This is a genomic window from Streptomyces sp. NBC_01166 (assembly GCF_045039765.1).
Taxonomy (GTDB): domain Bacteria; phylum Actinomycetota; class Actinomycetes; order Streptomycetales; family Streptomycetaceae; genus Streptomyces.
Genome location: NZ_CP108613.1, coordinates 528,951 through 542,691 on the forward strand (window position 1 = coordinate 528,951; position 13,741 = coordinate 542,691).

General features: G+C 70.2%; 10 protein-coding genes. 9 read left to right on the forward strand and 1 reads right to left on the reverse strand.

Annotated features, from left to right (window positions below):
- Window positions 1-31: 31 nt before the first annotated feature.
- The 3 genes from OG379_RS02720 to OG379_RS02730 all read left to right on the forward strand — a co-directional run bounded on the left by OG379_RS02720 (window position 32) and on the right by OG379_RS02730 (window position 4,437).
- Window positions 32-1,894, forward strand: coding sequence for a serine hydrolase (locus OG379_RS02720; protein ID WP_405658840.1), 1,863 nt, complete (start codon window positions 32-34; stop codon window positions 1,892-1,894).
- 27 nt (window positions 1,895-1,921) lie between these two features.
- Window positions 1,922-2,566, forward strand: coding sequence for an SIMPL domain-containing protein (locus OG379_RS02725; RefSeq protein WP_405658843.1), 645 nt, complete (start codon window positions 1,922-1,924; stop codon window positions 2,564-2,566).
- A gap of 479 nt (window positions 2,567-3,045) precedes the next feature.
- Window positions 3,046-4,437, forward strand: a complete 1,392-nt coding sequence (locus OG379_RS02730; protein ID WP_405658846.1) for an endo-1,4-beta-xylanase — start codon at window positions 3,046-3,048, stop codon at window positions 4,435-4,437.
- Between the two features lie 194 nt (window positions 4,438-4,631).
- Here the strand turns inward: OG379_RS02730 and OG379_RS02735 are convergent, their stop codons facing one another.
- Window positions 4,632-5,795: a LacI family DNA-binding transcriptional regulator gene (locus OG379_RS02735; RefSeq protein WP_405658849.1), complete on the reverse strand. Its 1,164-nt coding sequence runs from the start codon at window positions 5,793-5,795 to the stop codon at window positions 4,632-4,634.
- 224 nt (window positions 5,796-6,019) lie between these two features.
- Between OG379_RS02735 and OG379_RS02740 the strand changes: the two genes are divergently transcribed.
- From OG379_RS02740 to OG379_RS02765, 6 genes are read left to right on the forward strand one after another with little or no spacing between them, the layout of a single operon-like run.
- Window positions 6,020-7,288 (forward strand): ABC transporter substrate-binding protein, encoded by a 1,269-nt coding sequence (locus tag OG379_RS02740; RefSeq protein WP_405658851.1) that lies wholly within the window; start codon window positions 6,020-6,022, stop codon window positions 7,286-7,288.
- Between the two features lie 12 nt (window positions 7,289-7,300).
- Window positions 7,301-8,266: a carbohydrate ABC transporter permease gene (locus OG379_RS02745; RefSeq protein WP_405658854.1), complete on the forward strand. Its 966-nt coding sequence runs from the start codon at window positions 7,301-7,303 to the stop codon at window positions 8,264-8,266.
- On the forward strand, window positions 8,253-9,158 hold the full coding sequence (locus OG379_RS02750; RefSeq protein ID WP_405658857.1) for a carbohydrate ABC transporter permease: 906 nt from the start codon (window positions 8,253-8,255) through the stop codon (window positions 9,156-9,158). Before OG379_RS02745 ends, OG379_RS02750 begins: the two co-directional genes overlap by 14 nt.
- A gap of 45 nt (window positions 9,159-9,203) precedes the next feature.
- Window positions 9,204-9,968 (forward strand): SDR family NAD(P)-dependent oxidoreductase, encoded by a 765-nt coding sequence (locus OG379_RS02755; protein ID WP_405658860.1) that lies wholly within the window; start codon window positions 9,204-9,206, stop codon window positions 9,966-9,968.
- Window positions 9,956-11,743: a heparinase II/III family protein gene (locus tag OG379_RS02760; RefSeq protein WP_405658863.1), complete on the forward strand. Its 1,788-nt coding sequence runs from the start codon at window positions 9,956-9,958 to the stop codon at window positions 11,741-11,743. The genes OG379_RS02755 and OG379_RS02760 overlap by 13 nt, the downstream gene beginning before the upstream one ends.
- Window positions 11,744-11,746: 3 nt before the next feature.
- Entirely contained in the window at window positions 11,747-13,741 is a 1,995-nt protein-coding gene (locus OG379_RS02765) for a hypothetical protein (protein ID WP_405658866.1), read from the forward strand.

Genomic DNA, 13,741 nt, shown 5'->3' on the forward strand with positions numbered 1-13,741 from the left:
GTGCTTTCGACGTGAGGGGAAGGGGTTCCGGATGGCCGGAGACGTGTCGGGACGGGGAATGAGCCGCCGGAGGCTGGGCGGCGGGATACTGGCGCTGGGCGGGGCGTTCGCTCTCGCCCCGATCCCCTTCGCGGGGGCGGCGGGAGCGGCGGCCGGCGCCGAGCGGGGCACCGGGCCGCTGGGCGGCGGAGCATCGGAGACCGGGACGGGTATGGGATCAGGGCGGGGGCGGCCGACACTGCGCCGCGGGTCGGCCGTACGTGCCGGGCTGCTGCCGGACCAGCTCGACCTGCTCGTCGCCGATGCGGAGAAGTACCTCACCGACTCCCCGGCACATCCCTGGTACGCGGGCGCGGTCCTGCTCGCGGGCCGGGGCGGCACCGTGGCCCTTCACCGGCCGATCGGCCACGCGGTGCGCTATGCGGCGTACGACGAGAAGACCGACACCGGAGTCGAGTTCCCGCCCGGCCGGCAGATCGCGATGGCCGAGGACACCGTCTTCGATCTGGCCTCGGTGTCCAAGCTGTTCACCTCGATCCTCGCCGTACAGCAGATCGAGCGAGGCGCGCTGGAGCTCGAGGCGACCGTCGCGTCCTACCTCCCCGATTTCGCCGGCGGCGGCAAGCAGGACATCACGGTCCGTCAGCTGTTGACGCACACCTCGGGCTTCCGGTCCTGGATCCCGCTGTACAAGGAGCCGACCCGTGAGGGGAAGCTGCGCCTGCTCTGGGACGAGGTGCCGGCCTCGGCTCCCGGCACGGCGTATCTCTACTCCGACCTCAATCTGATCTCGCTGCAGCTGATCCTGGAGAAGATCACCGGACGCACCCAGGACGCCCTGCTCCGCGACGAGATCACCGCTCCGCTCGGGATGCACCGCACCCGTTACAACCCGCCCGCCTCCTGGAAGCCGAAGATCGCGGCCACCGAGGACGCCCGGCTGCCCTGGTCGGGGCTGGAGCGCGGGCTGGTCTGGGGCGAGGTCCATGACGAGAACGCGTACAGCCTGGGCGGGGTCGCCGGCCACGCGGGTGTCTTCTCGTGCGCCTGGGATCTGGCCGTGCTGGCCCGCACGCTGCTCAACGGCGGAAGCTACGGCACCTCCCGGATTCTGTCCGCGGAGTCCGTGGAGCTGCTGTTCACCGACTTCAACACCGCGTTCCCCGGCGATGAGCACGGCCTGGGCTTCGAGCTCTACCAGCACTGGTACATGGGCGCGATGGCCACCCCGCGCACGGCGGGCCACACCGGATTCACCGGCACGAGTCTGGTCCTCGATCCGACGACGGACTCGTTCCTGATCGTTCTGGGCAACTCCGTCCACCCGGTGCGCACATGGCGTTCCGGCAGTGCTCCGCGGGTGGCGGCGGCCAACCGGATGGCACGCGCGGTGCCCGTCCGTCCGGCCCGGGGCCGTACCGCCTGGTTCTCCGGCATGGCGAGCGCCGCCACCGCGACACTCACACTGCCCGCGGTGCGCCCGGTCTCCTCCCGCCCGGCGCTGAGCTGCGCGTTGTGGTGGGACACCGAGCCGGCTTCGGACGTGCTCCGCCTGGAGGCGTCGTCGGACTCCGGGGCCACATGGCGGCCCGTCCCCTTCACCACCGTACCGACGCACGAGGACCGGCCCGGGGAGTCGCGGTCGCACCCGGACGGATCTGCCTCCGGCTGGTCGGGACGCGTCTGGCACCGGCTGGAGGCCGGCCTCGAAGCATGGCGGGGCACCGAGGTCCGGCTGCGCTGGCGTTACGTCACCGACCAGTTGTACGTCGGGCGCGGTGTCTACGTGGACGACGTCCGGGTGGAGGACAGCGGCCGCACGCTCTTCGACGGGAACAGGCCTCGCGACGCCGGACGCATCGAGGCCGAGGGATGGACCGTCTCCTCCGACTGAGCCGGCCCGCCTGGTTGGATGACCGGCATGAATGGAACCCAGTCCATAGACACCCCATGGGGCGTGTCGGTGTTCGGAGCGGCGAGCGTCGACGCCGTCCCCGACCTGGCACGCCTCCGCGTCGCGATATCGCAGACCAGGAACCAGCCGGGCGAGGCGTTCGCCGCCACACGGAGCGGGGTGAACCGGATCCGGGAGGTCCTGCGCGGGCACCAGGTGCCGGAGGCCGCCGTGTCGACTTCGAGGCTGAACCTGTCGTCGCAGTGGAGCTACGGCAATGAGCGCACGTTCCTCGGTTACGAGTGCACGGCCTCCTTCGTGATCGAGCTGCGCGAGCTGGATCTCCTGGAGACCGTGCTCATCGACGTCGTCGACGCCGGGGCCAACGAGGTCAAGGGTGTCGAGTTCGACGTACGCGCGAAGAGGGAACTGCGCGCCCGTGCGCGCACGGCGGCCGTGACCGCGGCGCGGGAGAAGGCGGCTCTGTACGCGGAGGCGGCCGGAGCGCAGCTCGGGCCCGTCATCCACATCAAGGACGTGGACGCGGAGCAGGTGCAGAACTACCGCAGCCACAGCAGCCACCAGAGCGGTGGCGGCGAAGGTGATCTGTCACCCGGCAAGGTGACCGTCTCGGCGGGGGTCGTCCTCGGCCTCTCGCTCATCGGCGGCTGAGGACACCCGCGCCGGGAAGATCCGCACCGGCGCGAGACCGAGCGCGGGCCCCCAGGGGCCCGCGCTTCCTCATTTCCCGGCCGTATCCGGAGTGTCTTCCCCCGCCATGGAAGCATTCCGAAAGTTTCGCCATGTGGCATGAACGCCTTTCGTCGCGCCTATGCCCGATTACCGGAGTCTTCGCGAAACGACCTCGCACAGCCCTCCCGGATTCCCCGTACATGCAGGCTTAATGGACAACTGCCCTCAGATGAGCGGCAGTTCACTCGGAAATATTTCGGAAATACGGCGTTGACGCGACTTCCCATGGGGCGCATACTCTCCCTCGCTCCCCTTGTTCCGCAGCTCGTCCTTCCGCCGACGGACGCCCTACCGGCGTGTCCGCCGATGGCTCGACAGCACCTCGAACGGTCCGAATCCCCCTGCCCGGGCGCCCAGTTCGACCCGCCCGGCAACCGGAAGAAGAGGCTGGAAACGTGATGGCCCAGATTCCCCCAGGCGGCGTCCCCGCCCGCCCGCACCTGCCGGCCCGTGCCGGACGGGCACTGTCCCTCGTCACGGCGGGCGTCCTCGCCGCAGCCGGTGTCGTCGCGCTCGCCGGCAACGCCCATGCCGTCGGAGCCCTCGGCGACGCCGCCGCGGCGAAGGGCCGCTACTTCGGCACGGCGGTGGCGGCCAACCACCTCGGCGAGGCGGCGTACGCGTCGACGCTGGATGCCCAGTTCGACTCGGTGACGCCCGAGAACGAGATGAAGTGGGACGCCGTGGAGAGCTCCCGCAACTCGTTCAACTTCTCGGCGGCCGACCAGATCGTCAGTCATGCGCAGAGCAAGGGGATGAAGGTCAGGGGCCACACCCTCGTGTGGCACTCACAGCTTCCCGGCTGGGTGAGCGGCCTGGGCGCCGCGGATCTCCGCTCCGCCATGAACAACCACATCACCCAGGTGATGACCCACTACAAGGGCAAGATCCACTCGTGGGACGTGGTGAACGAGGCCTACCAGGACGGCAGCAGCGGGGCCCGGCGCAGCTCGCCGTTCCAGGACAAGCTCGGCAACGGCTTCATCGAGGAGGCGTTCCGCACCGCCCGTACGGTCGATGCCGATGCCAAGCTCTGCTACAACGACTACAACACCGACGGTCAGAACGCGAAGAGCAACGCGGTCTACGCCATGGTGAAGGACTTCAAGCAGCGCGGTGTCCCGATCGACTGCGTGGGCTTCCAGTCGCACTTCAACAGCAACTCGCCCGTCCCCTCCGACTTCCAGGCCAACCTGCAGCGCTTCGCCGATCTCGGTGTCGACGTGCAGATCACCGAGCTGGACATCGAGGGCTCCGGATCGGCACAGGCCGCGAACTACACCAAGGTGGTGAACGCCTGCCTGGCCGTCACACGGTGCACGGGCATCACCGTCTGGGGCGTCACGGACAAGTACTCGTGGCGCAGCAGCGGCACCCCGCTGCTCTTCGACGGTGACTACAACAAGAAGCCGGCCTACGACGCGGTGCTCGCCGCGCTCGGGGGTTCCGGCGGAGGCGGGGACGACGGCGGTGAGGACGGCGGCGGCACCGGCGCCTGCACGGCGACGTACACGCAGACCTCGACGTGGAACGGCGGTTACAACGGCCAGGTGACCGTCAAGGCCGGCGGTTCGAGCATCACCGCCTGGACGGTTCCGGTGACCGTACCGTCGCCTCAGAAGGTCTCCGCCGTCTGGAACGGGACCGCCACCACATCGGGCGACGTGATGACGGTCAAGCCCGCCTGGAACGGGACACTGGCGGCAGGCACCTCGACGAGCTTCGGGTTCACCGTCACCACGAACGGCAACACCTCGGCGCCGGTCGTAGGAGCCTGCACCGCTTCCTGACCACCCCGGACCGCCTCCCCGTCACAAGGAGGGACCCCGGCCGGAACCGGGCGCGGTGAGGCCCGCACCCCCTTCCGTCCCCTCCGGCCGGACGGGACGGGGCGGGACGAGCCCGCACTCGCCGCCCCGTCCTCCCACAGCGCCTCGCCCCGCCCGGTCGGCCGACCGGGCGGGGCGAGGCGCTGTCCGTCCGGTCAGCCGGCGGCCCGGCCGCCGGCCCCCGTGGCGGCGAGTGCCGGCGAGGGGGTGGACGGGGAAGGGACGGTGGAAGCCGACGGGTCGGCGGATCCGGCCTGAATCCCGGCCCCGCCCGGTACCGGTGCCGGTGCTGTCGATTCACGCACCACCAGCCGGGGTCTGATCAGCAGGGACCGCCCGGCCACGGGGGCCGAGTCGATCCGGGCCCGCAACTGCTGGAACGTCTCGGCGGCCATCTCCGGAAGCGGCTGACGGACCGTGGTGAGCGGCGGCTCGAAGAGGTCGGCGAGCAGGATGTCGTCGAATCCGACCACCGAGACGTCCCGCCCCGCGCCGCGTCCGGCGTCCTTGGCACCCCGGCAGATACCGATCGCGCACATGTCGTTGATCGCGACGAAACCGGTGGGCGGGTCCGGCCGGTTGAGGAGCTCCCTGGCCGCGTTCCGGCCGAGTTCGGCCGCGTCCTTGTCCCCGAACTCGGTGGTGTCCGCGCCGGGCCAGACGATCGCCCCGGCCGGATCGAGGCCGCCTGCCTCCAGGGCCGCCCGGAAGCCCCGCAGCCGCTCGCGCCGGTTCACACTGTGGACGGAACCCGAGACGAAGGCCAGTTTGCGGTGGCCCAGTTCGATCAGATGACGGGTGGCGAGCTCGGCCCCCATCGCGTTGTCCACACTGATGCTGGCCAGTGACGACGGGTCCCCCGCCTGCGCCGTCCGGTCGAAGGCCACCATCTTGAGTCCCCTGCTCAGCAGCGGGGTCATATGGTCGAGCGAGGGCAGCGAGGAGCAGAGCACCACACCGCTCACCCCGTCGGCGAGCAGCTCCTCGCCGTACTTCAGCTCACGGGCGGGATCGCGCTCGCTGTTGCAGAGCAGTACGTGGTAGCCCTCGGCCAGCGCGATGGCCTCCAGCTCTCTGGCCAGCGCCCCCCAGAACGGGTTGGCGACGGACGGCACGATCAGGCCGATGACCTTGATACGGCCGGTGCGGAGCATGCGGGCGGCCCGGTTGGGTCGGTAGTTGAGCTGCTCGATCACCTGCTCCACGCGAGCCAGGGTGGCCGCCTGCATGCGGTCGGTACGTCCGTTGAGGACGTTGGAGACCGTGCTCGCCGAGACCCCTGCGGCCTCCGCGACCTGATGGATCGTTACCCCGCTCATGCCACCTCCGGTTCGGAACGCACTGCCGATCCTAGTGTACCGATTTACTGAACGCGCTCTACCGGTACACCCGTTAACATCCCTGAAAATTGTTGTGCATCAGCTGTTGACGCCACTCTCAAGGCGTTCCTAGCATCACTGCATCGATTTACCAGCACTTCCCAGCCATGTCCGGGACGTCCGCGCTGGATCGATCCACCGCTCCACCTCAAAAGGGGTGCCCCATGGAACTCAACAGACGGTCCGTGCTCGCCGCGATCGGCGCGGGCACCGCTGCTGCCGCTCTCGCGGGCTGTGGCGGCGGCGCGTCGTCCGCCGGTTCGGCCGACGGCCCGGCCGAGGGCGAGATCACGCTGCTCACGCCGATCTACGAAGGCGCCGACGGAAAGACGCTGCTGGAGAAGAAGATCCTCGGCGGGTTCCGGAAGAAGTATCCGGACGTCAAGGTGAACGTCGACTACACCACCTACGCGCAGCTCAACGAGAAGATCACCACCGGGCTCGCCGGCGGCCTGCTGCCCGACGTACTGATGATGGGCGTCGGCTGGATCCCCCCGTTCGCCTCGAAGAAGGCGATCGCCGAGCTGCCGGAGGCGCTCGCCTCCGCGCACGACTACGAGAAGCGCGTGCTGGAGCCCTCGCGCTACGACGGGAAGCTCTACGCCCTGCCCGTCGTCCTCGACACCCGCATCGTCGTGTACCGCAAGGACCACTTCGCCGAGGCCGGGGTGAAGAAGACGCCGGAGAACTGGACCGAACTGCGCGCGGTCGCGAAGCAGCTGACCCGGGACGGCCATGTCGGCTTCGACCCGTTCTCCATCGACCTGCGCCAGTGCTGGGAGACGTTCCTCTTCGCCAACGGCGGTCAGCTCTTCAGCGCCGACGGCAAGAAGGTCCTGTTCAGCGGGGCGCGCGGGGTCGAGGCTCTCCAGTTCTTCAAGGACCTGATCCAGGACGGTTCGGCCGACTACGCGAAGAAGACGGACGCCGGCGCACCGTCCAACGTCCAGACCGGCAAGGCGTCGATGATGATGACGACCAGCGCCCTGTGGGTCCAGGTGAAGGACCAGAACCCCGATCTCATCGAGGACGACAAGCTCGGCTCGTTCGTGCTCGCCAACCGTCGGCCCGCGATGCTCCAGGGCGGCACGCTCGTCACACAGGCCGCGCGCTCCAGGCACCCGGCGGCGGCCCGCGCGCTCGTCGAGTACCTCGGCACCCCCGAGTCGATCCTCGGGGCCGCCGAGCAGCGCGGTTCGGTACCCGGCCTGCGGGACCTCGACGACACCGGATACGTCAAGGAGAACCAATTCGTCGATCTCTCCCTGAAGAACCTCCAGCACGCCTTCTCCGAGGGCGGTACCGCGGCCTGGATGGAGATCCGGGAAAAGATCAAGCCGACGCTGGAGCCCGCGATCGTCGGCGATCAGTCCGCGAAGGACGCCATCGCGGAGCTCGGCCGTCTCGCCGAGGCCGCCATCGGCCGGATGTGAGGACCCGTCACCATGGGAGCGACAACCGTAGTGAAGGCCAGGCCGGCGCGGCCGCCTTCCCCTCCTGACACCTCGGCGCCGCGGCGTACCGGCCGGGTCCCCACCGGCCCGGGACGCCGTCGCCGCCGGGCGGGCATGCTCATGGTGGCGCCCGCGCTGCTGCACGCCTCGCTGTGGATCGGTCTTCCGGTCGTGGTCTCGGTGTGCCTGGCCTTCACGAAGTACGACGTGCTGACCGCGCCGGAGTTCGTGGGCCTGGCCAACTTCCGGGACATGCTGGACGACGCGGTCTTCCGTAAATCCATCGTCAACACCCTTCTGTACACCTTCTTCACCGTGCCGTTCGGGATGGCGCTGGGCCTGCTGGTGGCCCTCGCCCTGCACACGGGGCTCAAGGCGCGAGGTATCTTCCGCACCGCCGTGTTCCTGCCCCAGGTCACCGCCACCGTCGCGATCGCGCTGGTCTGGCTGTGGATCTACAACCCGGGCAACGGGCTGCTCAACACGCTGCTGTCCTTCCTCGGCATCGAGGGCCCGGCCTGGCTGTCCTCGACCACCTGGGCACTGCCGTCGGTGATCCTGGTCGGCATCTGGCAGGGCATCGGCATGAAGATGCTCATCTACCTCGCCGCACTGCAGTCCCTGCCGAGGGAGCTGTACGAGGCGGCGTCGGTGGACGGGGCGTCCAGGGTGCGGCAGTTCTTCTCGATCACACTGCCGCTGCTCAAGCCGGCGACGTTCTTCGTGCTCATCACCTCGATGATCAGTGCGTTCCAGTCCTTCGACCAGATCTACATCCTGACCGACGGCGGTCCCGCCAACAGCACCACGATGATGACGTACGAGATCTACAAGTCCGCCTTCCGGGAGTTCCGCGTCGGTTACGCCAGCGCGCAGTCACTGGTGCTCTTCGTGCTGCTGATGGGCTTCACCCTGGTCAACAAGCGGATCATGGGAGGCAGTCGTGGCCACAACTGAGCTGCTGAAACCGGCTCCCGCGCCGCGGAGGCGGGCCGTTCCCCTCGGCCGGATCGCGCTCTACGCGACGCTGTCCGTCGTCTCCCTGCTGATGGTGGTGCCGTTCGCCTGGATGGTGCTCACCTCGCTCAAGACCCCGGTCGAGATCGCGTCGCAGGACGCCGGGCTGCTGCCGGAGCACTGGGAGTTCGGGAACTACGCCGAGGCGTTGAAGGCGGCCCCGTTCGCCACGTACGCCCGGAACAGTTTCGTCATCGCGTTCAGTCACACCGTGCTCAACGTACTGGTGGCGTCGATGGCGGGGTACGCGCTGGCGCGCATCAGGTTCCGCGGAAGCGAGACGATCTTCTATCTCTTCGTCGCGGCCCTCATGATCCCCACATACACCAAGGTGCTGCCGGAGTTCCTGATCGTCCGCTTCATGCCGCTGGCCGGGGGGAACGACATCCTCGGACAGGGCGGCAGCGGCTGGCTGGACAGCTGGTGGGCGCTCATCATCCCGGGTGCGGTCACCCCGTTCGCCGTCTTCCTCTTCCGGCAGTTCTACCTGGACCTGCCGGTGGAGCTGGAGGAGGCGGCCCGGCTCGACGGGCTGGGCGAGTTCCGGATCTACGCCCGGATCATGTCGCCGCAGGTCAAGCCCGCCTTCATCACCGTGGCGCTGCTGACCTTCGAATCATCGTGGAACAACTTCCTCTGGCCGCTGCTGGTGACCCACACGGACAGCCTGCGGGTCATCCAGGTGGGGCTCTCCGTCTTCAGGACGGAGAACGGCACCCAGTGGCACTTCCTGATGGCGGGCACCACGCTCGCCACCCTGCCCATGGTCGTCCTCTTCCTCATCGGCCAGCGCTACTTCGTGCAGGGCTTCGCAACCGCCGGTCTCAAGTGACCGGTTCCGGCCCGCTGCGGGCCGGCCACCGAAAGGGCTTCACCCATGTCTGCTGATCTCAACGGCTCCCGCGCTCTCGTCACGGGGGCGGGGCACGGCATCGGCCGCGCCATCGCTGTCGCCCTGGCCGAGGCCGGCGCCGATGTCGCCGTCCACTACCACTCCTCGGCGGACGAGGCGGCGAGGACCGTCTCCGCGATCGAGGCGCTGGGCCGCAGGGCCAAGGCGTTCCGGGCCGACGCGACGGTCACCGCCGAGGTGGACCTGCTGGTCGAGGAGGCCACCGGGTTCCTCGACGGGCTGGATATCCTCGTCTGCAACGCGGGCCATCTCATCGGCCGCGAGAAGATCGCGGAGATGTCCGACGACCATTTCGAGCGGGTCATCTCCACCAATCTCACGTCGACCTTCCGCACGGTGCGGGCAGCCCTGCCGCATCTGACGCAGTCCTCCGCGGGACGCGTCATCACGATGTCGTCGCTGGCCGCGCACAACGGCGGCGGTCCCGGCTCGGTGGCCTACGCGGCCGCCAAGGCCGGCGTCCGGGGCTTCACCAAGGGCCTCGCGAAGGAGCTCGCCGGAACGGGCGTCACGGTCAACACGGTCGCCCCCGGCTTCATCAAGGGCACCGCGTTCCACGACACGTTCACCGCCGCCCCGGCACAGGAGGCGATGGAGGCCGGTATCCCGGTCGGCCGGGCCGGCACCCCGGAGGACGTCGCCCACGCCGTCGTCCATCTGGCCTCGCCCGCCTCGGGATTCCTCACCGCCACCACGATCGACATCGACGGTGGCGTATGGCCGCGTTGAGGCGGATCCCCCGGGAGCGGGGCGGCTGGTGGCATGCGTACGTCTGCCCGGCGCACGGCGTGGAGCTCGATCACGGTGACGTTCTCGCCGGGACCTTTCCCGAGGGCGGGGCGCGGTGCGCGCACGGCTGCCGGGTGGACACGGCGGCGGTGCGCGGCGCATGGGTGGTCCTGTCGCACCAGGCGTGGGCCCGGCACCTCCGGGTGCTGGCCCACCGGGGCGAGCGCGCGGAGGCGGTGGCCCGGCTCGTCGAGTACGCCGGGCTCCACGCGTCCCTCGCCACGGAGCAGCACGGCGAGGCGCAGGGCTGGATGCTGCGCGGCCGGCTCTTCCACCAGGCGCTGACCGACGCCATCTGGGCGGTGAACATCGGACACGCCGTGATCACACTGGCCGAGGACGGCACCGAGGATCTGGCGGCGGTCCTGCCGCTGCTGGACGAGCTGGAGCGGGCGGCGCTGGAGGCCCGAGGTGTGCTGACGGGCCGGGGTCAGCTGGCGTCCAACTACACCGCATGGCTGAACGCGGCCGGTGCCTCCGCGAGCCGCGCCGCGTCGGCGGCGCGCGGCCTGGAGTGGGACGGCGCGAAGCAGTGGCTGGAGGGCGAGCACGGGCTCTACGCGCACCTGCGGGTGGCCGTCGCCGACGACGGCTGGGAGTGGGAGGGCAGCACCTACTACCACGGCTTCGTGCTGCGGGCCGCTCTGCTCGCACTGCGCTCCACCGATCCGGCGGCGATCCCGTCCGACGTGGTGGGGGTGCTCGCCGGGATGACGGACGTCCTGGCGGTGATCGCGACGGACGGCGGGATCCTGCCGGCGCTGCACGACGGCCCGTATCTACGCGCCCCTCTCGCTCTGGAGTGGCTCGAACTGATTTCGCTGGCACAGCAGTTGGTACCCGCCGACGGTCTGGAGGCGGTGGCGGCGCGGGCCCGTGAGGAGCTCGGCACCCACGACGACGGACTGGACCGGGAGCTGGACGGCTGGTTCACGGGACCGCCCCTCCCCCGCCGCCCGGCACCGGGCACGGTCACCGTCTTCCCGTCGGCCGGTTACGGAGTGGTGCGCGCGGCGGGCATCCACGCCCTGCTGGACTTCGGCCCGCACGGGGGCTCGCACGGGCACCGCGACAAATTGTCGCTCTATCTGTACGGCGACACGACCCCGTGGCAGCCGGACCCCGGCCAGGTGCCGTATGCCCACGCCGAGTTCCGGGACATGTACGCGTCGACCGAGGCGCATCCGGCGTTCCGGGTCGACGGCGCCGAGCAGGCGGAGTGCGCCGGAGCGCTCCTGGCTTCGGACGCCCGCTCGGTGACCGCCGAGGTCACCACGGCGTACGAAGGGGTGCGTGCGGTGCGCAGGGTGGTGGCGGCCGGCTGCTGTCTGGTGGATCTGCTGACCGTGACGGGCCGGGAGGTGCGGCGCGTCACCGGACAGCTGCGCCCGGGGACCGCTCTCGACGTACAACACCAGGCGACGGGTCCTGTGCGCACCACCTGGTACGGCGACGAGACGCTGCACGGCTGGCACACGCACACCCCGGGGGCCGAGGTCCGCCCGTTCTCGCGGCCGGGTCCCGGTCCTGCCGACGATCCGCAGCGCACGCGCACCTGGGTCGACTTCACCGGCGAGGCGGAGCGGATCACGTTCGCGTCGGTGTACCAGGCGGCGTCCGCGGGACCGGCGGTGACCGGCGTACGACTCGACGGCGAGGAGCTGACGGTGGAGCTGGCGGACGGTTCGGCCGAGCGTTTCGGAACGGGGCGCTGATCCGTGCTGCTCTCCGCCGTTCCGCCGCCCGGCCCGCGCCCCGCCCAGGAGCTGCGGCTCCGGGAGGAGGCCGCCCGGCACCGCGGCCTCACGCCGCCCCGTACGCACCCACTGGCCAGCATCACCTGGCTCGGCCCTGCCGCCTCCAACCCCGCGCTGGCGTTCCGCACCACCGGTGACCGCGCGCATCTGGACGAGAGCCGGCGCTGGATCGAGGCCGCGGTCCGGCTGCCGCACTGGGGCCGCGCCCATATGCCGGACCACGATCTGGACGCGGGCTGGCTGCTGCACCATCTCTCGCTCGCCTACCGGTGGATCGGTGACGAACTGCCGGACGAGGTGCGGGCCCTGCTCCGGTACAAGCTGCTGCTCCAGGGCCGCCGGATGTACGAGTTCGCGGTGGCGAGCGAGGGCCGCTGGTGGTCGTCGTCGTACTGGCAGAACCACAACTGGATCTGTCACGCGGGTCTGGCGACGGCCGGTTACGTGCTGGGCAAGGAGGAGTGGACCGAGCGTGCCAAGGACAACCTGGGCACGGTCCTGGACCTGATGCCGCCGGACGGTTCGCACGCGGAAGGCGTCGTCTACTGGCGTTACGGTGTGCCGTTCCTGGCGATCCATCTGGACCTGCTCCAGGAGGCCGAGGGCGTCGACTGGTGGGGACGCGGCGGCTTCCTCTCCTCGACGTTCCGCTACCGGCTCCACCAGACGGCGCCGGGCTTCGCCTTCAACGTCGACCACGGTGACTGCCACGACCGGCGCAGCGGCCACAGCGCCGGGCTGTACTACCGGCTCGCGGCCCAGTACGGGATCGCGGAGGCCCAGTGGATGGGCGATCTCGCCTCGGGCGAACTGCTGTGGAAGGAGGCCTCGGAGAGCGGGGTGCGGCCGGGGATCCTGCCGGAGGCCTATCTGGAGTACCTCTGGTACGACCCGTCCGTGCGGCCGTCCCGGCCGACGGAGACCCATGCGTTCTTCCCGGACCTCGGGCTGCTCGCCGCCCGTACGAGCTGGGACGACGACGCCACGCTGGTGTCGTTCAAGGCGAGTCCCGGGGGCGGTCACACGGCATGGGAGACCTCGGCGAAGCACCGGGCGGAACTGGGGTGGGAGACCTTCAACCAGGGGCACCACCACCCCGACTCCGGCTCGTTCGTGCTGGTCTCGCAGGGGGAGTTCCTCGCCGTCGACGAGGGCTACAGCAACCGCAAGCGGGCGGCGCACCACAATCTCCTGCTGGTGGACGGCCAGGGATACGCGGACGAGGACCGCTACCACGTCTACGAGGCCGTCCCCCACGAACGACAGGCCCGCCAGCGCGATGTGCTGGCGGACGCCGAAGGCGGCTGGGCGCACGCCACCGCGGAGATCGCCGCGATGTACGACCCCGGGCTGGGTGTGCGGCGCCTGGACCGGACCCTGGTGTTCACACCGTCGGGGCGGCTCGTCCTGCTGGACCTGGCCGAGGCGGAGCAGGAGCGTGAGTGGACGTTCCTGCTCCAGACCGACCGCCCGACGGAGCTCATGCCCGACGGCAGCAGACTGATCCGGTCGGGGCCGGCCACCGCCCGCCTGACGCGGTTCGCCCCGGTCGGCGCCTCGGTCGGCTGCGAGGTGACCGAGGTCGAGGCCAACCCGACGTCCAGCACCCCGGAGCTGCGTCTGACCCGCACCCTGCACACGTTGCGTGCGACGACGCCCCGGTCCCTCGAAGGGCTGTTCCTCACGGCCCTCACTCCTGACGGGACGCCGGGCGCCGAGCAGGTCGCGTGCGCGGAGGGGCACGGGGTCGCCTTCGCGGAGACCGGGGAGACCGTCCTCCTGTCCCCCGTCGGCAGGCGCATCCGTACGCAGGGGGCGGAAGCCGTCGACGCCGATGCCGCCGCCGTGCTGCTCGGCCCGGGCATCACGCCGTACGTGGTGCGGTGCACGCGGCTGGTGCTGGACGGGCGCGTACTCCTCGACGTGACCGAGCCGTACACAGGAAAGGTCGGCTGA